Here is a 19,567-nt window from a genome sequence, read left to right as displayed (position 1 = left end):
GCGCGATTCGTTACAAAGCTTGTCAATATCTTAGGCAACGTCGTTCGTAATGAGATAACGAATTACTTCGTCAGAAATCTTCATGATACGCTCAAGTTCAGTAACTACTGCAGGTTCTGCACTGAAGTTAACCAAAACAAAAACGCCATCACGATGTTTCTTGATCTCATACGCAAGACGGCGTTTACCTTGCACGTCGTGCTTTGTAATTTCTCCGCCGTTGGAGATGATGCCTTGGAATTTTTCGACTGCTGCTTGAACGGCTTCTTGTTCAATGTCAGGACGAATAATGTACATGACTTCATATTTGCGCATAATTTTCACCTCCTTATGGTCTGCGGCCCCTGATCAGGTCAGGAGCAAGGAACGAGCACAAACATAGACTCGCACCAAATCAATATACCAAATCCAGCGGACCATTGCAAGTTTTATTAATACGTACCAGATGCTGGTCACCAAGAAAAAACTGTAGCCGGATTCCGTAAGAACGCCCGAGTAATCCCCCGCCTTCAGGGCCACAATATAACAGCTTCATCATTCTATAACAGGAGGTTATCCACCAATGGGCGAACAGACTGAGTATGAAAAGGGCGACAAAGCCCCCAACCCGGGCGTATACACCGAGGTAGGCGAAGCGCGGAGCTTCCACACCGAGATTCAGAATCCGAAGCGGATTACCATGGAGAAGGGCGACACCTTCCCTGAGACCACCAACCAGAACCGCAAGTGGAAAAAGGTCGAGAAAGCCCGCGTCCATTAATTTCAGAAGCCACGTATAAAACCCTCAAGGCTGCACATACTAGACCCAGGCAGTACAAAAGAGAGGTGTGGTTCCGTTGAACGTCGCAGACGAACACGATCACAGGGATTCTGAATTCAGCAGCTATCGTACCCGGGGAGAGTAGAGCTGGCTCTGTAAAAAGGAGTTACAGCTTTGGCAATACCCAATCACAGTAGTAGCTATAGACAGAGATTTCCGAACGTCATTGATGTACTGCCTCTGGAAGAGAGACCTGCGAAGGTCTCTCTTTTTGCATTGAAGATCAACAAATGTAATCGGTTTTTCGATTACAACAATACAAAAAAGCCTCCGTATCAGAACGGAGGTCTCATCATTTAAGAATATAATTGCTGAAGTGGCGGAGAGGGTGGGATTCGAACCCACGCACGCTGTGACACGCCTAACTGATTTCGAGTCACGTATCTGCGCGCTAATGTATGGAAAAGCCCGCAGCATCAACGTATGGTTTACGATCACATACCGGATTGATTCCGATACTTCTACGTTTATTCGATTATCTACCTATATGATGGCATAACGGATACGCGTAGACAAACGCTGAATACGACCCCCAGATTCACAGGCTTATACCATTTCAGCCGTAGCCTCTACGCGTTATACATACGTCAATCAAGCGTTTATACATTTAAATATGCAGCGGCTGACCCCCGAGTTTTAGGGCGGTCAGCCGCCGCGAGCCCCGTGCAGGTGAAACGCGCTTTTAGTCCGAAATAGTCGGCGTACATCTCTACACTACTACGTCCTCGTCTCCGCCTATATTACCGTTAACTAGCCCATCAAGCTCGCTAAATCCGCGCGAATCTCATCGTCGGACTTACGTCTGTCCTCAACGGTCTGACGCGTATCCTCAACGAACGTCCGATCGGTGAGCAGTGCATATCTGCTGAAGTACAAGTCGAGCGCCTTAACCGAAGGAACTTCGTTCGCTCCGCCTCGGATCGCCTTCATAAGTGCAGTGTTAACCTCCGATCTCATAGCGCTGAGCTGCATATCAGTAAGGTAGTTAACGTATGCTCCGAATACCTCCTGCGCTTTCTACTCGAAGAAGGTACTCCGCGCGATACCGATCTCGTCCGCCATCTCCTGCGCGTTCTTCTTCTTACCGTCATCCGTGAACAACTCGGCCCATTCGTTCGTTACGATAAGCTGCGCGGCCTTACGTTGTTGTGGCGTCAACTGCGCCTCTAGCACCTTACATTGTCTCGCGTTATTCATAAATCATCGTCTCCTCTTCTGTAGGTATTAGCGTTAGTGCTTCGTCATACGCGGCCTGGAACGCCTCGTCATCCGCAATCAATCGTTTACGCTCGGCTTCCGCAGTCCGGCGCTCATCCGAATAGCCTCCGTACTTATCGAACATACCCCACTCGTTGCCTGAACGTTCGCTCATTAATGTGCTTATCTCGAAGTGAAGACGCCGCATAGCGCTGTTCACGTCGAAGTCAGCCATCAGCCCATCGTTAATAGCCTCGTTAATACGCTCAAGCTCGCAGAATACCGAATGAACTCCGGTTGCATATAGCGGCGCAAATATGCCGTATGAGTAGTTAAGCATCCGCCCATACTCGCGGTACTGTTCGAGCTTGCTAACGTCAACTCGTGTAAGTTGTCCCTTCGCCAGAATAGCCGCAAGCTTAACTGCGATCGCCCTAAACGGAGCGAGAAGGTGTATGATCGCGGCAGTTAACGGCGGCTCTGCGATGATGGGACGCGGTAACGGCTCTGCCGGTAATCCCTGGTCGATGCAGATCGCGCAGATTGTCTCCGTTAGGCGGACGAGATCAGTCCTTAATTCTGCGTTCGTTAATTTCATTTCGTATCCCCTTTCGATTGTCTTACACTCACCTTAATATCGTGTACATTCAGCGCAAGCGTTTCGTACTGGCCTGCAAGTGACTCGAACCGTTGTGCCAAGCTCTCCGCTAAACTCATTAAGCGGTCTTCACGCGCTAGAGCCGCTATATTTATGCGCTTAATCTCGCGCCACACACCCCCGGCGACAACCGCAATTGCCGCGATGACCACACCGTTAATAACCGTATTCATCCGTTAATCCGTCTCCTTTTAGTTAAGAATACGCAAAAAAGCCACTCCGTGAGGGAGTGACTTTATAGAAATTATTTTGTGACATTGTGATTTGGATCAACCCAAACTAGTTGGAAGGTATCACCATCTCTATATCCCCAAACTCTAAATTTTTTAGTTATATAAATGTGATATAAGTGATCCATCTTTAAGCTCTTTGGAATGGGATATTTCATACTATGATGCGGGATTTTCTCCCAACCAAGACCACTTTTTGAAATATCATTCCATTCTATACCACCAAGAACTTTAAACTTTTTTAGCATCTGAACCAGCAACTCACGATCTAGTTCTTCCAAAGAAGATACAGTATCGGTTAAATGATGGAAGCATATGGATGGACGATTTTTCTTCACTTCAGTAACTTTACTGGGAATTCTACTCATTTGCCAACACTTGAGTATAATACTCCTCCATCAATTCTACCGGGATAATCTTGTTTTTTGGTGTTTTTAACCATGGATCTTCTTGGTGCGTAAGTTGCTCTAAATGTTTTGCTCCTAAATGTCCATAGCTATCCCAAACTTCTTGCAGTGATTCAAGTTCAGATAATTCGAACACTTCCGTTGGATCAAATTGTTCCTTAATATCTTCGGGCGGTATAGAATCCCACCCTCTGCTAATTAGTGATCGATAGTAATAATACAGCTCTTCATTAAGTGGTCCGTGATCCCATGCCTTAAATTCTTCATCAAACAGTCGATTTCCTGTGAACGTCTTGTGCCAAGCAAGAGCATAATAACACAGCTTTTGGAGTTTTAAATTTGTCATATTATCTCCAGATTCATAATCAGTTTTCCATCTGAAGTAATTTGCAACATCGAAAATATCAGCCATTTAAATCGCACCCCCTATTGCCAACTAATTCCCATATAAAGAACAAATACAAGAACAAATGTTCTGACAATGTACACTATACATTATCCCACAAGTTTATACAATTGTATACATCTTAACTTGAAATAAATTTATATTTGTGCTAGGTCAGTTCACAAAATTATTAGAAAGAGCCGACAGATCAAATTCTGAAGGCTCTTTCTGGTCTTCTTTTTAATCGCTCACTGTTGCGTAGTAGGGTCCTATAGCAAGTCAACTACGCCGTCCATGCCCGCGAGTTTGACCGTATTGTCGTCCGTTTCCGGAAGGACCGGGAGCCACCGTTCGTGAAGGGATGCGCCATATTGCGATAACCAAACGCCATTTACAGCAACGTCATACGTACTCATAACGTCTTCCCCCCATCGCCTGCAACCGCTAAGCCGCACGCGTCTTCTCGTCGTAGTACATCGCGATATCCGCCTTATCCGTAAGTACGACCTCTTCTGCGCCCATGTCGATATAATTCGTAACATAGACGAGCCGCCGGAGCCTGCGCTGCTATACGCGGAGTCGCGATCATATCGAATAGTGCCGCCTGCTGCTGCGGATTAAGCACGATCTCGCCCACGTGTGCTACGATTAGAACCGCCGAGCCTGCTGCGCCCTGAACGATACCGCCGTCCTTAAACGCCTGCAATGCGCCGGTATCCTTGTCGACTCCGTAGAGTTTATGCAGCTCCTCATTAAGTACGCTCAGCCGCGCCAATCTAAAATGATTAAGCTTGATACTCTCGTAGCGATACTTGATGCGCTGAACGAAACGGCTAGACGCAGAGGAATCGATCGGAGATTTGTTATCGATGACGTTCTTCAATATGTCACAGTTGAAGACCGCGCACCATATTCTCAGTCAAGTTCTTTAGCTTGCGTGATTTTATGAAAATGGCTGCTGGTTCGTGCATGTCCGGAATCTCTTTTGCCTCGCGTGCCTCGAGTATTAATTTCCTTTTTTCCTTGTAGTCCATATGCGTAACCTCCTCGTTATGTCTCCGAAAGGCTACCACAAAATAGTAAACAGAAAAAGCGCAGAAACCACGTAGTTTCAAGCGCTTTGATTTAGACAACCTTAATTCAAGTTGATTACGTGCACGAAAAAGCGTACAATAAAAGGTGATTAAGAATCAGTAAAAAATACAAAGCCGTATTATCGCGAGACGGTCGGCTTCAAATTTTTACTGATTTAATGTAACGTTAATAACAACGAAAAAGTAGCCTAAACCTTGGTCGGGGAGAGCTACTTTTTTGTTTGTTTTAAAGCTTGTATTGAAACAATTAACATAACCGCTGTAATGGTATAGCCTCCAAAATCAATCATTAACTGCAGGGCTTCGTAAGTGGTCATTTATCATGGCTCCCTGCCGCCCCGCCTCGCTTAGTATATTATAGCATAATTTCCCGATACAACCACTGTAAGACCTTTCATTTATCCTTACCGTCTTAACCGCGATAATGGCGAGTGTTTTCGATGTTCTTCCGCTATACTACCCTCGCTGATTTGTACATATTTCCGCGTTGTCGCTATATCCGCATGGCCCATAATCTTTTGTAGATGGAATATCGACATTCCGTTTTCAGCCGCCATCGTTGCAAAATTATGCCGCAGTACGTGCGGCGAAACAGAGCGGCCGAACTTCGCCTTCTCTGCATACTTATCAAATGCCTTCTGAATCGTCTTCTCGCTGAGCGGCTCGCCATAATTCGTAGTGAATACGTATGTCGTGCTGAAATGCTGTTCAGACTCCGCTATCAATTGCTTAAGCAGCCGCAGCGTCTCCATAGATAACGGCATAATGCGGGATTTCCGGTTCTTATTCTTCGCGGCCGGAAGCGCGATATGCTTCTTAACGAAATTAACCTCCGGCTTCTCTAAAGCGCATATCTCATTTAAACGGCAGCCGGCAGCCAGGATCAGCGTCATGATAACGTAATCTCTCCACTGCGCCCACTGACGCTGATCTGGCGCTCTCATAAACTGTTTGAGCTCGTCGTCGGTCAGCGGCTGTACCGTATCCTCGTCCTGGCGCAATAGAGACACCTTTTTAGCGGGATTAACGCTGATGGCCTCCTCTTATATATAGCGTATTGAAGAACGTCCTTAGAACGCGAATACGGACGTTTACAGAAGCCGGTGATATGCCGCGCCGATTCCGGTCCACTTCCGCTTAAACGGATGACCTCCGTAGTATTCCTTTTCGTCCGAGCACCACAGTATGTAATCGCGTAGGTGATCCGTCGTAACTTCGTCTGCCGCGATATCCCCGACGTTCTCCGCCAGCCACTCCGTGAAGTAGCGCATGTTCTGAACGTATCCGTCGATCGTCTTCTCCTTTAGATTCTTCGCGCGCTTAACTTTTACTACGAAATCAATCGCGTCATTCATCGAGTAGCCCGGCAACGCTACGTCTGCAATCGGCGTCCGCCCCGTTAATGTCGGCTTGCCTATCCGTTTATCCATACAAAAAAGCCCCCTACGTCATATTAACGTAGAGAGCATCGTGTAATCAGTAAGGTATCCCGGAATCATCTAGCGTTGTTAGCGTGTAGTTTCCGCACACATATCGTACTGAAACCGTTGATACTAGCGTGTTTTTGGGAAAACGGAGAGGGTGGGATTCGAACCCACGCACGCTGTGACACGCCTAACTGATTTCGAGTCAGCCCCCTTGGGCCTCTTGGGTACCTCTCCGCAGCAAGAATTATCATATCATGCCAAACGCACAAATGCAAGCATTATTCATCTACTCTTCGCTTCCTGAATCAGCTTAATTATTCTCCGCTCCGCCATCCGCTGAATGCAGGACCTTCTTGAGATTCTTTTCGAATTTGGCTCGTGGAATGAGGACGCTGTGCTGACATCCGGTGCACTTAATCCGGATATCCATCCCCATGCGGATGATCTCCATCTCATTCGTTCCGCACGGATGCTGCTTCTTCATCTGCACAATATCACCCAGCCCGAATACCTTGCGTTCCATTAGTCCTCCCCCTCCTCTGCCTCTTGCGCAGCTGCCACCTGCCTTCTTGGGCTGGCCTCCTGCTCCTCATGGGCTCTGCGGGCTGCCTCTTCGCGTTCCCGCTCACGGGCTGCCTCAGCCTCTCTTTCCTCTCTCTCCGCCTGCTCACGGGCCTCCTGCTCGGCCTTAGCGGCCTCCAGGGCACTCTGCTTCTCCAGAGCCTGCTTGATATCATTCTGAATCTGCCGCTCGGCGGCGTCTCTGGCGTTAGGCAGGCAATTCGCCGCTATGCGGATGACATACTCAGAGGTGCTCATCGACTGGATTCCCAGAATATTAGGATAGGCAATGACACTGGAGCTGCGTTCCTCAATGCCTTGAAGCGCCTCCCCGATCAGTGCCAGAGTGGCTTCGAGCCCGCGCTCGATTTTGACCGGAACATCAACCACAGCCAGTGCATTCGCCAGCGAATAATTCGTCACATTCACAATCGTGCCGTTAGGAATGATGTGGACCTCGCCCGTTGTACTTAACAGTCTGGTCGTTCTCAGGCCAATCATCTCTACCGTTCCTTTATAGGTTCCGCTCTGGATGACATCCCCGACTGCGAATTGATCCTCGAATATAATGAAGAATCCGGTAATCACATCTTTGACCAAACTTTGTGCACCGAAACCTATCGCCAGCCCTACCACACCTGCTCCAGCAAGCAGCGGCTTCAAATCGAAATTGAACTCCGACAGAACCAGCAGAATCATAGTGAAGTTACAGAAGAAGGTAACCACATTCTTCATCAGTCCGCCGACGGTAGAGAAGCGCCGGTTATTGACTAACGCCCTCCCCCTCGTCTCCCGCTCAAGAGACCGGTCAATCACATTGGAGACCACCTTGATAATCACCCGGGTCAGAATGAAAATCAGCAGAATCCGTATCCCCGAAAACAGCACAGTGGCCCACATATCTGCATTGCTTAGCCAGTCCCATACCTTATCCTTGAAGCGCACAGCATCCTTGAGGGCATCTCCGCCTGTTGTCTCGAGCAGCCAGTTATTCATCTAGTCCCACCTTCTTCCCCTACCTCTATATACCCGTCACCCTGAGCAGCTTTGGCATAGATTCCGCGGATCTCTATACTTTGCTCTTCTACAATGACCCGCACCTCTTCCAGTGCACTCCGTGAGAATTGAATCGACATCGCACAGCCGGCGGTGATTTCCTTGGGCGTAGGGAAGATATCGATTTCAATTTCCGCATATTCAAGCAGCATTTCGGCGCGCAGCGCCTGCTGGGTCGAATCAAACGCTATCAGCAGTTCCTCCTCCACACTCACGCCTCCCCTGGGCTTTTGGTCCTATCTATTGCTGCCATAGTATAAAAAACCACTTCCATCCATATACTAGGATCATCAGCACACGCTCCCGCGGACGTAAGCCTTGCATAATCAGCAGTCTGGCAGCCTGACCGCTTATTCAGCTGATCTTCCCGTGATTTGCAGTCGCCGCCTCAGAAAGGACGATTATATGAATTTCTCTTCCAAAGCAACACCACTGCAAGAACCATCCTGTTTAAAAATATCACATGCTGACCCCAATATCTATTCTGCCATTACCCACCGTCTGCTGTTCCACTTTTCGCGCACACGTCCGGATACACCCATTGTCATTATCTGCGTGGGCACGGACCGTTCGACCGGCGATTCCCTTGGACCTTTGGTCGGCACGACACTGGCCCGCTTTCACAGCCCGCTGTTTCATCTCTACGGAACGCTGGAGGAGCCGGTACATGCCATTAACCTGGAAGAGACAGTGGGCCTTGTATACCAAAAGCATGCCAACCCGTTCATCATCGCCATCGATGCCTGCCTCGGCCAGTCCACCAGCGTCGGCTGCATCCAGGTGGTTGAAGGTCCGCTGCGTCCCGGTGCAGGGGTCAACAAGCAGCTTCCCCCAGTTGGCGATATCCATTTGACCGGTATCGTTAATGTGGGAGGATTCATGGAATACTTCGTATTGCAGAACACCAGATTAAGCCTGGTGATGCGATTGTCGGATATTATTTCATCCAGCCTCTACTCTGCCTTGAAGCAGTGGAACCTGCATGCTAGATCTGCTGCAACGCGAGAGCAATAACTTCCTTCTCCTCCGGTGACAGAGCATACGTTGATTCTCCCTGTTCAACCGGTTTAGCATAGATATATGAGTTCTCGCGGTTGTGCAGACTGCTCAGCACAATCCCGCTGTGGTTGTCATCCAGAATGGCAAGCGAGAAGCTCAGGTCGTTACCGCGTTCTCCAAAAGCATTATAGCGCTTCATGGCCACCTTCGACTTCATGCCGCGCATTTTGGTATGTGCTGCCTCAAGCAGCGCCTTTTGCTCCTGCTGGGCCTCCTCCAGCATATCCCCCTGATTCTTCAGGTTGACCAGCAGATTCTCCAAATCCTCGATGCCATTCCCGCTCATCATAGCTTCATACCGGCTGCGCATTCTGCGAAGCTTGGCCCCTTGGACGATCATCAGAATAGCCATCAATATGATTACCCCTGCAAAGCCCATGATGAACGCCGATAAATACTCATTTATTACTTCATTTAACTCCGACATGTTGAATCATCCTTTATACAAAAATAAGAATTCCTACGCTGCAACAACACCGACCTGTATTATCCACCTGAATCCTTATCCACTTATTAGCTTGAACGCGATGCGCCGTACATTTCCTCCATGGCTAACAGCAGCCGCTGAACATCTGCTTCCGTGGAGCTTACTCCCACACTCGCCCGTACCGCTCCGCTATCCAAAGTGTCTGCTGCCTGATGAGCCAGCGGTGTGCAGTGCATGCCCGCACGCACAGCGATCTGGTATTCGCGGTCCAGCCGGTGGGCAATATGCGCCGATTCCTGCCCCTCTACGACAAAAGCCACAATTCCGCTACGCGGAGCGCCTGGCGCCGGACCCAAAATCCGCATGCCCGGAATAACAGCCAAGCCCTCCATCAAGAGCTGTGTCAGCTTCCATTCCTGCATATGAATCTGTTCTATTCCCAGCGCCTTAACCGTCTTCAAGCCTGCCAGCAGACCGGCTATGCCGACAGCATTTTGTGTCCCTGCCTCATAACGGTCCGGACGAACATTGGGCTGTTCACTATTCTCCGACTGACTGCCAGTCCCTCCATGCAGTAGCGGCTCCAGGTCCAGCCCAGGGGAGATGTACAGCCCCCCTGTTCCTTGCGGACCGAGCAGCCCTTTATGTCCCGGAAATGCCAGCAGATCAATATTCATGGCCGCCACATCAATATTCAGTGCTCCTGCACTTTGAGCTGCATCAACCAGGAAGACAGCTCCATGTGATTTCACCATGTCACCGATATCCCCAATCGGCAGAATACTTCCCAGCAGATTCGAGCTATGATTGCAGATCACCATACGGGTGTTAGGACGCAAAGAGCGCTGAAGCTCCTGAAGATTGATTTGGCCCTCGCGGTCCGCCTGTATATAATCCACTTCAACGCCAATGCTCCGGCGCAAATACTCCAAGGGTCTGCGCACCGAATTATGCTCCGTCATCGTTGACACGACATGATCCCCTGGTTGAAGTGTACCCTTAATGGCCATATTTAGCCCCATAGTAGTGTTATGAGTAAACGCAATATCCTGGGCATTCGCTACACCAAACAACTCTGCCAGCAGCAGCCGTGCACGGACCAATACCCGCCCCGTCCCCATCGCGAGCGAGTAGTTCCCCCGCCCGGCATTGGCACCTGACTGTTCTAAGGCCTCCACCATAGCTACGGCCACCTCTGGCGGCTTGGGCCACGAAGTAGCAGCGTGATCGAGATAGACCAATCTCTCCATCTTTCACCCTCCCTCTTTTCGATTTAAAAAACATACCCCTCCATATCCGTATTAAGGATATCTCAGGATATGTTTTCGGCACAAATATCCAAATCAGTTCCCCAGTAACTCCAGCAATCTTTCCAGGTCTTGGGCACTGTAATAGTTTAATTCGATTTTCCCTTTTTCCTTACCTTGTTTGATTTTGACGGTTGTCTTGAACCGTTCGCGTAGTACTTCCTCGACATTATCAATATAAGGATCGCGTTTTACAACTTTAGCTTTAATCCCGTTAGCAGGCTTGCGGTCGAGATTCTTCACTACCTCTTCCAGTTCTCTAACGCTCCACTGAAGCTCCACACACTGTGCAGCCAATTGCTTAATTACCTCCGAATCTTTCAAGGCAACAATTGCCCGGGCATGCCCCATCGAAATTGTTCCACGTGAAACATAATCTTTCACTTCCTCCGGTAAACTAAGCAACCGCAAAAAGTTAGCGATATGAGATCTGGACTTTCCAACTTTAAGAGAAAGCTCTTCCTGGGTCAGGGAGAATTGATCCATCAGTCCTTGATAAGCAACTGCTATTTCCATCGCGTTAAGATTCTCACGCTGCAGGTTCTCGATCAGGGCAATCTCCATCACCTGCTGATCACTAAGGCTGCGGATCACCGCAGGAATCGTAGCTTTGCCGCAGTATTGCGAGGCCCTGAATCTGCGTTCCCCGGCAATAATCTCATACCCTTTCAACACACTGCGAACAATGATCGGCTGGATCACTCCATGCTGTCTTATGGATTCTGCAAGCTCCTGGATAGCCTCTTCATTGAAATCCTTGCGTGGCTGATAAGGATTGGCTCTGAGCTGCGTTAATGGAATCTCTACCACCTTATCGTCCTCATTGATCGACAGAGAAGGTATTAATGCATCCAAGCCTTTCCCTAAGCGCTTACTCATAAGAGATCACTTCCTTTGCCAACTCTAAATATACTTCCGCTCCCTTGGAACGGGAGTCATAGGTAATAATTGACTGTCCATGTGAAGGGGCTTCACTTAAGCGTACATTTCGCGGAATAATCGTTTTATATACCTTTTCCTGGAAGTATTTCTTCACTTCTTCAATCACCTGAATTCCCAGATTAGTCCTGGCATCCAGCATCGTGAGTAATACTCCCTCTATTTTGAGATGCGGATTAAGATTCTTTTGAACCAGTCTTACAGTATTGAGCAACTGGCTTAATCCTTCAAGCGCATAATATTCACATTGTATAGGGATGATCACTGAGTCAGCAGCTGTTAGAGAGTTAATGGTAAGAATCCCTAATGATGGCGGACAATCTATGATGATGTAATCATAATTTGCCTTCACTGCATTCAGTGCCTTCTTCAGCTTCAGTTCCCGCGATATCGTAGAGACCAGCTCGATCTCTGCTCCTGCCAGCTGAATCGTTGCCGGAATAATATGAAGGCCCTCAATCCGGGTTTCCTGGATCGTTTCCTGCGGATTTGCTTCATTAATAAGAATATCATAAATGCAATTCTCTACATCTGCTTTGTTGACGCCAACGCCGCTCGTAGTGTTGCCTTGCGGATCAATATCAACAAGCAGCACTCTCTTTCCCAGAGTAGCCATGCTGGCACCCAGGTTCACAGAGGTTGTTGTTTTACCTACCCCGCCTTTTTGATTTGCTATGGCAATAATCTTGGACACTTATTTCACCTCGAATTGTTTAGAAAGAATCATCTTGTAGTTCTTAGCTGTTAACGGCATAATAATCTGGTTCTACGGCATCACGTTTGCGGAGATGTAGACAAATACAAATAGACAATAACTTATCCTTAGAGTGTATATGTGATAACGTTCGGAGCTAGTCATACAAAAGGCGGCCAACACCTCAGGGCCGCCTTCAGCTTTTGTTGCCATTATCGTTTTGGAATTTGAATTACAATCTCATAATGATCTCCACGGTCGTTCTCGGAGGTCTTAATCTCCATTCCTGAGCCGGTCACCATGTCTATAGATTGGCGGATTGTATTAAGAGCGAGACGGACATCTTTGGTATAGGAGGTCCGTTTTGATTTTTTGGTCTGGGTAACGGCCTTGTAGAAGGCGATACGTGCTTCCGTTTGTTTTACATTCAATTCCTTAGCAATAACCTCAGCGAGTACCTTAAGCTGCATCTCCTCACTGTCCAGCGACAAGAGCGAGCGTGCATGGCGCTCAGTGATTTTTCTTTCCATTAATGCCGTCTTGACCTGTTCGGGCAAATTCAGCAAGCGAATTTTGTTGGCTATCGTGGATTGGCTTTTGCCTAGCCGCTGAGCCAGACTCTCCTGGGTCAATTGATGCAAGTCAATCAGCTTCTGATACGCGATCGCCTCTTCAATAGAGGTTAAGCCCTCACGCTGCAAGTTCTCGATCAGTGCAATCGATGCAGCCTGTGAATCATTGAATTCGCGGACAAGTGCCGGAATAGTGTCCATGCCCAGCTTTTTAACTGCCCGCCAGCGTCTTTCGCCTGCAATAATCTCATACTGGGAATCACGCATACGCACAACGATCGGCTGGATCACGCCATGAGTTTTGATAGTCTGACACAACTCGTCGATCTTCTCATCATCGAAAATTGTCCGTGGCTGATACGGACTGCTGATGACCTCATGAACCGGGATTTGTTTGATCTCTTCTCCGCTGCTCCGCTCGGTAAATCCAAAAAGCTTGGTGAATTGTTCTTTCATTCCGTTCATAACCACCTAATTTCGTTATAGTACGATCCTCTTAACCTTTCATGCGAAAAGCTTATCGTACAGCGTAAGAAAAGTATCCGTAAGCCATTCATAGCTACTTCTCTTAAAAGACGGCCTGGCATTCATTCTGATCACATCTATTAAAAGTCTTACTATATTATTCTATCACTTTTCTACTAATAATCCTATTCTCCATAATGACCTATTTTTCCTGCAAACCAGCCTCAACTGACCCAGCATTCCGCAAGTGGAAGCTGCTTTGCCGTCCTTTTGAAGGACAGCTCCGTTTCAGCGAGAAATATAAGGATAAGTTTTGGAATGAAACACATATAAATTCTTATTAATCAAAAAAAGATCAAGCTCACATTCGCATGAGCTTGATCCAGTAAAACAGAAGACTGTCAAATGTTGTTTCACGTGAAACAATTAGATGAGCGGCGACTTCGCAGGTACGCCAGGCTTGCGCGGATACTTCGACGGAGTGGCCCCAGTCTTGCGTACAAGAATGATATGCCGGGAAGATTCTTCCACTGGAAGACTGAAGGATTCTACCTTGTACAATTCAGCACGCAGTTCCTTGAAGCTGCGCTTGGCTTCTTGCAGTTCCTCCGTCGGATCACTCCCCTTCATGGCAGCGAAGATGCCGTCCTTGCGGGTGAAGGGCAGACAGAATTCATTCAGAAGCGATAAGCGGGCCACCGCGCGAGCAGTGACTACATCATAAGCATCCCGGTGAACAAACTGTCTGGCGACATCCTCTGCCCGGCCGTGAATGAGCTTTACACCCTTCACCCCCAGAGTGTCACAGACATGCTGCAGGAAAGTGATCCGTTTGCTAAGTGAATCCACAATCGTCAGCTTGAGCTCAGGGAAGCATATTTTTAGCGGAATGCCAGGGAACCCTGCCCCCGAACCGATATCAGCAAGACTCTTCGTCTCCTGCATATTTAAGTAGAAGGCTAAAGATAAAGAATCATAGAAGTGCTTGGTATATACCTGGCTCCGCTCTGTGATCCCCGTCAGATTCATCTTCTCATTCCAGGAGACCAGCTCCTGATAATAGAGTTCAAATTGTTCAAGCTGCTTCATTGAGAGTTCCAGCCCATGCTCCTTGAGCAGGGAGGTGAACTCGGCTACCGTAGTATCCATAGATTATCCTTTCGCCGCTGTTACACGGTTGTAGTGCTCCAGATAGACCAGCAGGATTGAGATATCTGCCGGGGTAACTCCTCCGATACGCGAAGCCTGCCCAATGGAGATGGGAGCGATTTTAGTCAGCTTTTGCCGCGCCTCCATCGCCAGTCCATGAATCTCATTATAGTTGATGTCGTCAGGAATCTTCTTCTTCTCCATCTTCTGCAGCTTCTCCACATGCAGGAGCTGTTTCTCAATATAGCCGGCATACTTAATCTGAATCTCCACCTGCTCCTTCATCTCTTCATCCAGTTCCTCTGGAGAAGGAGAGATGATATCCACGAAGCTGTAGCCGATCTCAGGGCGGCGCATTAAGGTCAGCAGGTTGCTTCCATCAACAATTGGTGCAGATCCATAACTAGCTAGGGCTTCATTCACTTGAGTAGGCTTAACCTTCGTCTCCTGCAGACGGATGATCTCACGGTCCACCCGGCCTTTCTTATCAAGGAAGGCTTCATAGCGCTGCTCTGTAATCAGCCCAATGTCATAGCCGATTGGTGTCAAGCGCAGATCTGCATTGTCATGACGGAGCAGCAGCCGGTATTCCGCGCGGGAAGTCAACAGGCGATAAGGCTCATTCGTTCCCTTAGTAACCAGATCATCGATCAGAACGCCAATATAGCCCTGCGAACGATCCAGCACCACCGGCTCTTTCTCCTGTACTTTACGCGCTGCATTAATCCCTGCAATAACCCCCTGCCCTGCCGCTTCTTCATAACCGGAGGTCCCGTTGATTTGTCCTGCAGTGAATAGTCCAGGCAGACGTTTGGTTTCCAGCGACGGCCAGAGCTGCGTGGGAACCATAGCATCATATTCAATGGCATAGCCGTTGCGCATCATCTCTACCTTTTCCATACCGGGAATAGACCGCAGGACTGCCAGCTGCACATCCTCAGGAAGGCTTGTCGACAGACCTTGTACATAGTATTCCGATGTGTTTTTACCTTCCGGCTCCAGGAAGATCTGATGCTGTGATTTATCACTGAACCGGACGACCTTATCTTCAATAGAAGGACAGTAACGCGGACCCGTTCCTTCAATAATACCGGTAAACATCGGTGCCCGGTGCAGATTGTCATTAATGATCTGGTGGGTAACCGGAGAGGTGTAGGTCAACCAGCAAGGCAGCTGCTCATTATCTGAGGATTTGGTTTCATAAGAGAAGAATTTCAGCTTCTCATCACCCGGCTGGATTTCTGTCTTGGAGAAATCAATTGAATCCTTGTGGACACGCGGCGGTGTTCCTGTCTTGAAACGGACCAGATCGAACCCCAGTTCGCGCAAATTCTCGGACAGCCGTACGGACGGCTGCTGATTATTTGGTCCGCTCTCATACGTCAGCTCACCCATAATCACTTTGCCGCGCAGATAGGTCCCGGTTGTCAGAATAACGGTCTTGCTGTGATATACCGTCCCGGTCTTCGTCACCACTCCGGCGCAGCGTCCATCCTCCACGATCAGCTCCTCCACCATCCCCTGGCGCAGAGTCAGGTTAGGAGTCTTCTCCATCGTTTCTTTCATCGCATGCTGATAGAGGAACTTGTCTGCTTGAGCACGCAAAGCATGAACCGCAGGCCCCTTGCCTGTATTAAGCATTCTCAGTTGGATGAACGTCTTATCTATATTGCGGCCCATTTCTCCGCCGAGTGCATCAATTTCACGCACCACATGGCCCTTGGCGGGTCCGCCAATCGATGGATTACATGGCATGAAAGCCACCATATCCAGGTTAATTGTGATCATCAGTGTGCGGCAGCCCATCCGTGCAGCAGCCAGGGCTGCTTCGCAGCCGGCATGACCGGCACCGATGACGATAACGTCATAGCTGCCTCCATCATAATTCATAACGCTTCCTCCTTCTTATTTGCCGAGGCAGAATTGCGAGAAGATCTGGTCCAGCAGCGAATCAGCTGCCGTATCTCCAATGATCTCCCCCAGCTGCTCCCAGGCCAGACGTACATCAATCTGTATCATATCTATAGGAATCAGCATCTCCGCTGCTTCATAGGCATCCTGTAGTGATTTATATGCCTTCTTAAGCAAGGCTATATGCCTAACATTGCTTACATAGGTCAGATCGCCCGATTCCAGCTTACCCCCGAAGAACAGTTCAGAGATCGCCTCTTCCAGTGTGTCTAGTCCTTCCTCTTCCAGCACAGACATCGGTACAATACTCGCTTCATCGAAAAAGGAGCGCAGCCTCCCCGTGTCCAGACGGGACGGTAAGTCCATTTTATTCATGATGACCAGCGCTTGTCTACCGTGGATTTGTTCCATCAGTGCCAGCTCATCCTCATGAAGCTCCTCATTGGCATTCAGCACGAGCAGAATCAAATCTGCATCGCCGAAAGCCGCCTTCGAGCGCTCCACACCGATTCTCTCCACCACATCCATTGTTTCACGGATACCGGCAGTATCCAGCAGCTTCAGCGGGATATTATTAATCGTTACATACTCTTCTATCACATCACGCGTTGTTCCCGGAATATCGGTCACAATCGCCTTGTTGTCACGGGCAAGCGCGTTCAGCAGTGAGGACTTCCCAACATTGGGCCGGCCCACAATAGCCGTGGTAATCCCTTCGCGCAGAATCTTTCCTTCATTGGCTGTCCGAAGCAGCTTATCTATGCCTTGCATAACCTCTTGACTCTTATCCTTGATGAAATCGGCAGTTAAGGATTCCACATCATGCTCAGGGTAATCAATATTCACTTCAATATGGGCCAGTGTCTCAATAAGGGTGTGCCGAAGCTCATGAATACGTGCGGACAACGAGCCGCTAACCTGCTTGAGCGCAACTGAGAAGGCCCGGTCCGACTTGGAACGAATCAGATCAATCACGGCCTCGGCCTGCGACAGATCAATCCGCCCGCCCAGGAAGGCACGTTTCGTGAACTCTCCCGGCTCAGCCAACCGGATATCCTGCTGCAGCAGCAGGTCCATCACTCTTCTTACAGAGATTACACCGCCATGGGCGCTAATCTCCACCACATCCTCCGTGGTAAAAGAGCGCGGTCCCTTCATGACGGTTACCAGTACCTCTTCCAGCTGTTCCCCGTCCTGCGGACTGACGATATGTCCATAATGCACGGTATGAGAATCGGCTTCCGTAAGGGGAATACGGCTTTTGAACAAGGGGGCCACTTGGGGGATTGCCTGCGGTCCGCTAACCCGGATGATGGCGATACCCCCCTCGCCCAGGGCTGTCGATACAGCGGCAATAGTGTCACTAAGCATGTTGTAATTCACCTCAGGATTTGGTATTTAAAAAAACAATGACTCCTCGCATAGGTCAAGGAGTCATTGCGGCATATGATTCTACTTCAATGTTATAACGACGCGGCGGTTCGGTTCTTCACCCTTGCTGAGAGTGTTCACCTGCTTGTGATCCTGTAATCTGGAATGAATGATCTTGCGTTCCTGCGGGGACATGGGCTCCAGAACCACCTCTTTGCGGGTCCTCACCACACGCCCGGCCAGACGGTCAGCCAGCTCCTCCAGTGTCTTCTTGCGGCGCTCCCGGAAATTCTCCGCATCCAGCACGAGCCGGATGAAGCTGTCAGAATACCGGTTGGCCACAATATTAGCCAAATACTGCAAAGCATCGAGAGTTTGTCCTCTTCTGCCAATCAGCAGCCCAAGCTCAGGACCGGAAATTTGCAGAACAGTTGATTCCTTGGCATGAACGATTTCAACTTCCACCTCAAGCCCCATGCTCTTGGCGACATCTACAATGAAATGAACGGCCTGACCGTATGCTTCTTCTGCCGGGTGTCCGGAATCCTGGCGCGGTACACCGCTGATCGCCTCTGTATTGCTCTCTCTTGTTGTCTGCTGAGACAGTAGCGGAGCACTCGCCGCTGATGCCGGTGCGGCTTCCGGGATTAAGGTCAATTCCACCTTGGCACCCTTCGCACCGATCAATCCAAGGAATCCTTTTGACGGCTGTTCAAGTACGTTGACCGTTACCCGGTCCTTGTGAACTCCAAGCTGATTAAGTCCCCGTTCTACAGCTTCTTCAATGGTTTTCCCTGTCGCGACGACTTTGCTCATTTTGACTTTTTGACCCCCTTCTTCCCATTGCTTCCGTTTCCTTTAGCATTAGGAGTTACATCTTTGCGGGCGTTAGAGTTGCTGTTCTTGCTCTTCGTCAGGTTGACATCCTTAGTCTTGCTGTTGCCTGCACCAGCCGTAGCGCTGGCAGCGGTAAGTGCAGCTTTGTGCTTATCATTGTTGCGGTACAGGAAGTAGTTCTGAACAATGGTGTAAATATTGCTGTATACCCAGTACAGAGGCAGAGCAGCCGGGAAGTTGTAGGACATGATGAAGATCAGAACCGGATAGACCATCATCATGAACTGCATTGGACCCTGCTGTTGGACCGGGTTCATCTTGGTCATCATGCGGGTCTGAATGAAGGTAGTTGCGGCAGCAAGAACCGGCAGGATGAACAGGTGATCGGGTTTGCCAAGCTGCAGCCACAGGAAGTCATGTAATCTAAGATCCGGATTGTAGTAGATCGAGTTGTATAGGGCGATAAAGATTGGCATTTGCACAATCAGCGGCAGACAGCCCGCCATTGGATTGACCTTATTCTCCTGGAACAGGCGCATCGTTTCCTGCTGTACCTTTTCAGGCTCATCTTTATATTTTTTCTTAATCTTCTCAAGTTCCGGTTGAATTGCCTGCATGGCACGTGAGCTCTTCACCTGCTTAATCGTAAGCGGAAGAATCAGTGTGCGAACAATGATAACCATTACAAGAACGGCTAGGCCATACTGGCCGTTGAACCACTTCGCGAAAGTATCCAGGGCAATGGCGAAATAATACACAACATTACTCTGCCAGAAGCCTCCATTTTTCAAATCCTCCGTAGTGTGCGTCACTGTTGTCGCAGACGGAGAGCATCCCGACAGAACAGCGATCATTAGAACCATTAACCCGAGGAGAAGAAACATTTTTCCTCGCTTAGTCTTCATTAGAGACACTTCAAAACCCCTCTCATAAACATTCCTTTGCACCGTAAATCATAACATAATTATGGATACAAATAAACAAGCCCTCTTCAGGCTCTT

The 19,567-nt window shown here is 48.8% G+C and carries 25 protein-coding genes, 1 tRNA gene and 1 pseudogene; 2 read left to right on the top strand and 25 right to left on the bottom strand.

The window, feature by feature from the left end:
* Window positions 1–30: 30 nt before the first annotated feature.
* Window positions 31–315, bottom strand: a complete 285-nt coding sequence (gene rpsF, locus MKX63_RS04480) for a 30S ribosomal protein S6 (RefSeq protein WP_036699842.1) — start codon at window positions 313–315, stop codon at window positions 31–33.
* Window positions 316–562: 247 nt separating this feature from the next.
* On the opposite strand from rpsF, the gene MKX63_RS04475 reads away from it, so the two are divergent.
* On the top strand, window positions 563–760 hold the full coding sequence (locus MKX63_RS04475) for a YjzC family protein (protein WP_036699845.1): 198 nt from the start codon (window positions 563–565) through the stop codon (window positions 758–760).
* A gap of 810 nt (window positions 761–1,570) precedes the next feature.
* On the opposite strand, the pseudogene MKX63_RS04470 reads toward MKX63_RS04475, so the two are convergent.
* From MKX63_RS04470 to MKX63_RS04405, 14 genes and pseudogenes are all read right to left on the bottom strand, one after another.
* Window positions 1,571–2,017 (bottom strand): annotated as a pseudogene (locus tag MKX63_RS04470) (phBC6A51 family helix-turn-helix protein).
* Window positions 2,010–2,357, bottom strand: coding sequence for a hypothetical protein (locus tag MKX63_RS04465; RefSeq protein WP_341015524.1), 348 nt, complete (start codon window positions 2,355–2,357; stop codon window positions 2,010–2,012). The pseudogene MKX63_RS04470 and the gene MKX63_RS04465 overlap by 8 nt, the downstream one beginning before the upstream one ends.
* Window positions 2,358–2,611: 254 nt before the next feature.
* The gene (locus MKX63_RS04460; protein ID WP_341015523.1) at window positions 2,612–2,848 is read right to left on the bottom strand and encodes a hypothetical protein; all 237 of its coding nucleotides are present in this window, start codon (window positions 2,846–2,848) and stop codon (window positions 2,612–2,614) included.
* Window positions 2,849–2,919: 71 nt separating this feature from the next.
* Window positions 2,920–3,273 carry an MAG6450 family protein gene (locus MKX63_RS04455; RefSeq protein ID WP_341015522.1) on the bottom strand — a complete coding sequence of 118 codons (354 nt, stop codon included), beginning with the start codon at window positions 3,271–3,273 and terminating at the stop codon, window positions 2,920–2,922.
* Window positions 3,266–3,724 (bottom strand): Panacea domain-containing protein, encoded by a 459-nt coding sequence (locus MKX63_RS04450; RefSeq protein ID WP_341015521.1) that lies wholly within the window; start codon window positions 3,722–3,724, stop codon window positions 3,266–3,268. Before MKX63_RS04450 ends, MKX63_RS04455 begins: the two co-directional genes overlap by 8 nt.
* A 463-nt stretch (window positions 3,725–4,187) precedes the next feature.
* Complete coding sequence (locus MKX63_RS04445) at window positions 4,188–4,472, bottom strand: hypothetical protein (RefSeq protein WP_341015519.1); 285 nt, start codon at window positions 4,470–4,472, stop codon at window positions 4,188–4,190.
* 112 nt (window positions 4,473–4,584) lie between these two features.
* Complete coding sequence (locus MKX63_RS04440; protein WP_341015518.1) at window positions 4,585–4,731, bottom strand: hypothetical protein; 147 nt, start codon at window positions 4,729–4,731, stop codon at window positions 4,585–4,587.
* Window positions 4,732–5,000: 269 nt separating this feature from the next.
* A complete protein-coding gene (locus MKX63_RS04435; protein ID WP_341015517.1) occupies window positions 5,001–5,108 on the bottom strand; it encodes a putative holin-like toxin in 108 nt (35 codons plus the stop codon).
* 87 nt (window positions 5,109–5,195) lie between these two features.
* Complete coding sequence (locus MKX63_RS04430) at window positions 5,196–5,801, bottom strand: tyrosine-type recombinase/integrase (RefSeq protein WP_341015516.1); 606 nt, start codon at window positions 5,799–5,801, stop codon at window positions 5,196–5,198.
* 81 nt (window positions 5,802–5,882) lie between these two features.
* Entirely contained in the window at window positions 5,883–6,221 is a 339-nt protein-coding gene (locus tag MKX63_RS04425) for a site-specific integrase (RefSeq protein ID WP_341015515.1), read from the bottom strand.
* A gap of 143 nt (window positions 6,222–6,364) precedes the next feature.
* Window positions 6,365–6,452 (bottom strand) — tRNA-Ser (locus MKX63_RS04420).
* Window positions 6,453–6,528: 76 nt separating this feature from the next.
* Window positions 6,529–6,741 (bottom strand): DUF951 domain-containing protein, encoded by a 213-nt coding sequence (locus MKX63_RS04415; protein ID WP_341015514.1) that lies wholly within the window; start codon window positions 6,739–6,741, stop codon window positions 6,529–6,531.
* Window positions 6,741–7,775: a mechanosensitive ion channel family protein gene (locus MKX63_RS04410; protein ID WP_341015512.1), complete on the bottom strand. Its 1,035-nt coding sequence runs from the start codon at window positions 7,773–7,775 to the stop codon at window positions 6,741–6,743. Before MKX63_RS04410 ends, MKX63_RS04415 begins: the two co-directional genes overlap by 1 nt.
* Entirely contained in the window at window positions 7,772–8,044 is a 273-nt protein-coding gene (locus MKX63_RS04405) for a DUF3343 domain-containing protein (RefSeq protein ID WP_341015510.1), read from the bottom strand. The genes MKX63_RS04410 and MKX63_RS04405 overlap by 4 nt, the downstream gene beginning before the upstream one ends.
* Window positions 8,045–8,240: 196 nt before the next feature.
* Here MKX63_RS04405 and yyaC point away from each other — a divergent pair, with 196 nt between their 5' ends.
* Window positions 8,241–8,849, top strand: coding sequence for a spore protease YyaC (gene yyaC, locus MKX63_RS04400; protein WP_341015509.1), 609 nt, complete (start codon window positions 8,241–8,243; stop codon window positions 8,847–8,849).
* On the opposite strand, the gene MKX63_RS04395 is transcribed toward yyaC, so the two are convergent.
* From MKX63_RS04395 to MKX63_RS04350, 10 genes are all read right to left on the bottom strand, one after another.
* Window positions 8,821–9,321 (bottom strand): DUF4446 family protein, encoded by a 501-nt coding sequence (locus MKX63_RS04395; RefSeq protein ID WP_341015507.1) that lies wholly within the window; start codon window positions 9,319–9,321, stop codon window positions 8,821–8,823. The genes yyaC and MKX63_RS04395 overlap by 29 nt on opposite strands.
* 86 nt (window positions 9,322–9,407) lie before the next feature.
* Window positions 9,408–10,571, bottom strand: coding sequence for an aminotransferase class V-fold PLP-dependent enzyme (locus tag MKX63_RS04390; RefSeq protein WP_341015506.1), 1,164 nt, complete (start codon window positions 10,569–10,571; stop codon window positions 9,408–9,410).
* Window positions 10,572–10,664: 93 nt separating this feature from the next.
* Window positions 10,665–11,507, bottom strand: a complete 843-nt coding sequence (locus MKX63_RS04385; protein WP_341015504.1) for a ParB/RepB/Spo0J family partition protein — start codon at window positions 11,505–11,507, stop codon at window positions 10,665–10,667.
* Window positions 11,500–12,261 carry a ParA family protein gene (locus MKX63_RS04380; protein WP_341015503.1) on the bottom strand — a complete coding sequence of 254 codons (762 nt, stop codon included), beginning with the start codon at window positions 12,259–12,261 and terminating at the stop codon, window positions 11,500–11,502. Before MKX63_RS04380 ends, MKX63_RS04385 begins: the two co-directional genes overlap by 8 nt.
* A gap of 212 nt (window positions 12,262–12,473) precedes the next feature.
* Window positions 12,474–13,289, bottom strand: coding sequence for a nucleoid occlusion protein (gene noc / locus MKX63_RS04375; RefSeq protein ID WP_341015501.1), 816 nt, complete (start codon window positions 13,287–13,289; stop codon window positions 12,474–12,476).
* A 435-nt stretch (window positions 13,290–13,724) separates the two neighbouring features.
* A complete protein-coding gene (rsmG, locus tag MKX63_RS04370; RefSeq protein ID WP_341015500.1) occupies window positions 13,725–14,447 on the bottom strand; it encodes a 16S rRNA (guanine(527)-N(7))-methyltransferase RsmG in 723 nt (240 codons plus the stop codon).
* A 3-nt stretch (window positions 14,448–14,450) separates the two neighbouring features.
* The gene (gene mnmG, locus MKX63_RS04365; RefSeq protein ID WP_341015498.1) at window positions 14,451–16,337 is read right to left on the bottom strand and encodes a tRNA uridine-5-carboxymethylaminomethyl(34) synthesis enzyme MnmG; all 1,887 of its coding nucleotides are present in this window, start codon (window positions 16,335–16,337) and stop codon (window positions 14,451–14,453) included.
* 15 nt (window positions 16,338–16,352) lie between these two features.
* Window positions 16,353–17,729, bottom strand: a complete 1,377-nt coding sequence (gene mnmE, locus MKX63_RS04360) for a tRNA uridine-5-carboxymethylaminomethyl(34) synthesis GTPase MnmE (RefSeq protein WP_341015497.1) — start codon at window positions 17,727–17,729, stop codon at window positions 16,353–16,355.
* A gap of 81 nt (window positions 17,730–17,810) precedes the next feature.
* Window positions 17,811–18,545 carry an RNA-binding cell elongation regulator Jag/EloR gene (jag, locus tag MKX63_RS04355; RefSeq protein WP_341015496.1) on the bottom strand — a complete coding sequence of 245 codons (735 nt, stop codon included), beginning with the start codon at window positions 18,543–18,545 and terminating at the stop codon, window positions 17,811–17,813.
* On the bottom strand, window positions 18,542–19,480 hold the full coding sequence (locus MKX63_RS04350) for a YidC/Oxa1 family membrane protein insertase (RefSeq protein WP_341015495.1): 939 nt from the start codon (window positions 19,478–19,480) through the stop codon (window positions 18,542–18,544). Before MKX63_RS04350 ends, jag begins: the two co-directional genes overlap by 4 nt.
* Between the last annotated feature and the right edge of the window lie 87 nt (window positions 19,481–19,567).

Source organism: Paenibacillus sp. FSL R7-0179 (assembly GCF_038002265.1).
GTDB lineage: Bacteria > Bacillota > Bacilli > Paenibacillales > Paenibacillaceae > Paenibacillus_AQ.
The sequence above is the reverse complement of the archived record's forward strand: the minus strand, read 5'-3'. Positions and strand labels throughout refer to the sequence as shown.

Coding starts and splice junctions, on each gene's coding strand:
- MKX63_RS04415 (WP_341015514.1), bottom strand. CDS start 6,741: ATGGAACGCAAGGTATTCGGGCTGGGTGATATTGTGCAGATGAAGAAG.
- rsmG (WP_341015500.1), bottom strand. CDS start 14,447: ATGGATACTACGGTAGCCGAGTTCACCTCCCTGCTCAAGGAGCATGGG.
- MKX63_RS04425 (WP_341015515.1), bottom strand. CDS start 6,221: ATGGATAAACGGATAGGCAAGCCGACATTAACGGGGCGGACGCCGATT.
- rpsF (WP_036699842.1), bottom strand. CDS start 315: ATGCGCAAATATGAAGTCATGTACATTATTCGTCCTGACATTGAACAA.
- MKX63_RS04385 (WP_341015504.1), bottom strand. CDS start 11,507: ATGAGTAAGCGCTTAGGGAAAGGCTTGGATGCATTAATACCTTCTCTG.
- MKX63_RS04410 (WP_341015512.1), bottom strand. CDS start 7,775: ATGAATAACTGGCTGCTCGAGACAACAGGCGGAGATGCCCTCAAGGAT.
- MKX63_RS04440 (WP_341015518.1), bottom strand. CDS start 4,731: ATGGACTACAAGGAAAAAAGGAAATTAATACTCGAGGCACGCGAGGCA.
- jag (WP_341015496.1), bottom strand. CDS start 18,545: ATGAGCAAAGTCGTCGCGACAGGGAAAACCATTGAAGAAGCTGTAGAA.
- MKX63_RS04455 (WP_341015522.1), bottom strand. CDS start 3,273: ATGAGTAGAATTCCCAGTAAAGTTACTGAAGTGAAGAAAAATCGTCCA.
- MKX63_RS04395 (WP_341015507.1), bottom strand. CDS start 9,321: ATGTCGGAGTTAAATGAAGTAATAAATGAGTATTTATCGGCGTTCATC.
- mnmG (WP_341015498.1), bottom strand. CDS start 16,337: ATGAATTATGATGGAGGCAGCTATGACGTTATCGTCATCGGTGCCGGT.
- noc (WP_341015501.1), bottom strand. CDS start 13,289: ATGAAAGAACAATTCACCAAGCTTTTTGGATTTACCGAGCGGAGCAGC.
- MKX63_RS04460 (WP_341015523.1), bottom strand. CDS start 2,848: ATGAATACGGTTATTAACGGTGTGGTCATCGCGGCAATTGCGGTTGTC.
- MKX63_RS04450 (WP_341015521.1), bottom strand. CDS start 3,724: ATGGCTGATATTTTCGATGTTGCAAATTACTTCAGATGGAAAACTGAT.
- mnmE (WP_341015497.1), bottom strand. CDS start 17,729: ATGCTTAGTGACACTATTGCCGCTGTATCGACAGCCCTGGGCGAGGGG.
- MKX63_RS04435 (WP_341015517.1), bottom strand. CDS start 5,108: ATGACCACTTACGAAGCCCTGCAGTTAATGATTGATTTTGGAGGCTAT.
- MKX63_RS04465 (WP_341015524.1), bottom strand. CDS start 2,357: ATGCTTAACTACTCATACGGCATATTTGCGCCGCTATATGCAACCGGA.
- MKX63_RS04390 (WP_341015506.1), bottom strand. CDS start 10,571: ATGGAGAGATTGGTCTATCTCGATCACGCTGCTACTTCGTGGCCCAAG.
- MKX63_RS04475 (WP_036699845.1), top strand. CDS start 563: ATGGGCGAACAGACTGAGTATGAAAAGGGCGACAAAGCCCCCAACCCG.
- yyaC (WP_341015509.1), top strand. CDS start 8,241: ATGAATTTCTCTTCCAAAGCAACACCACTGCAAGAACCATCCTGTTTA.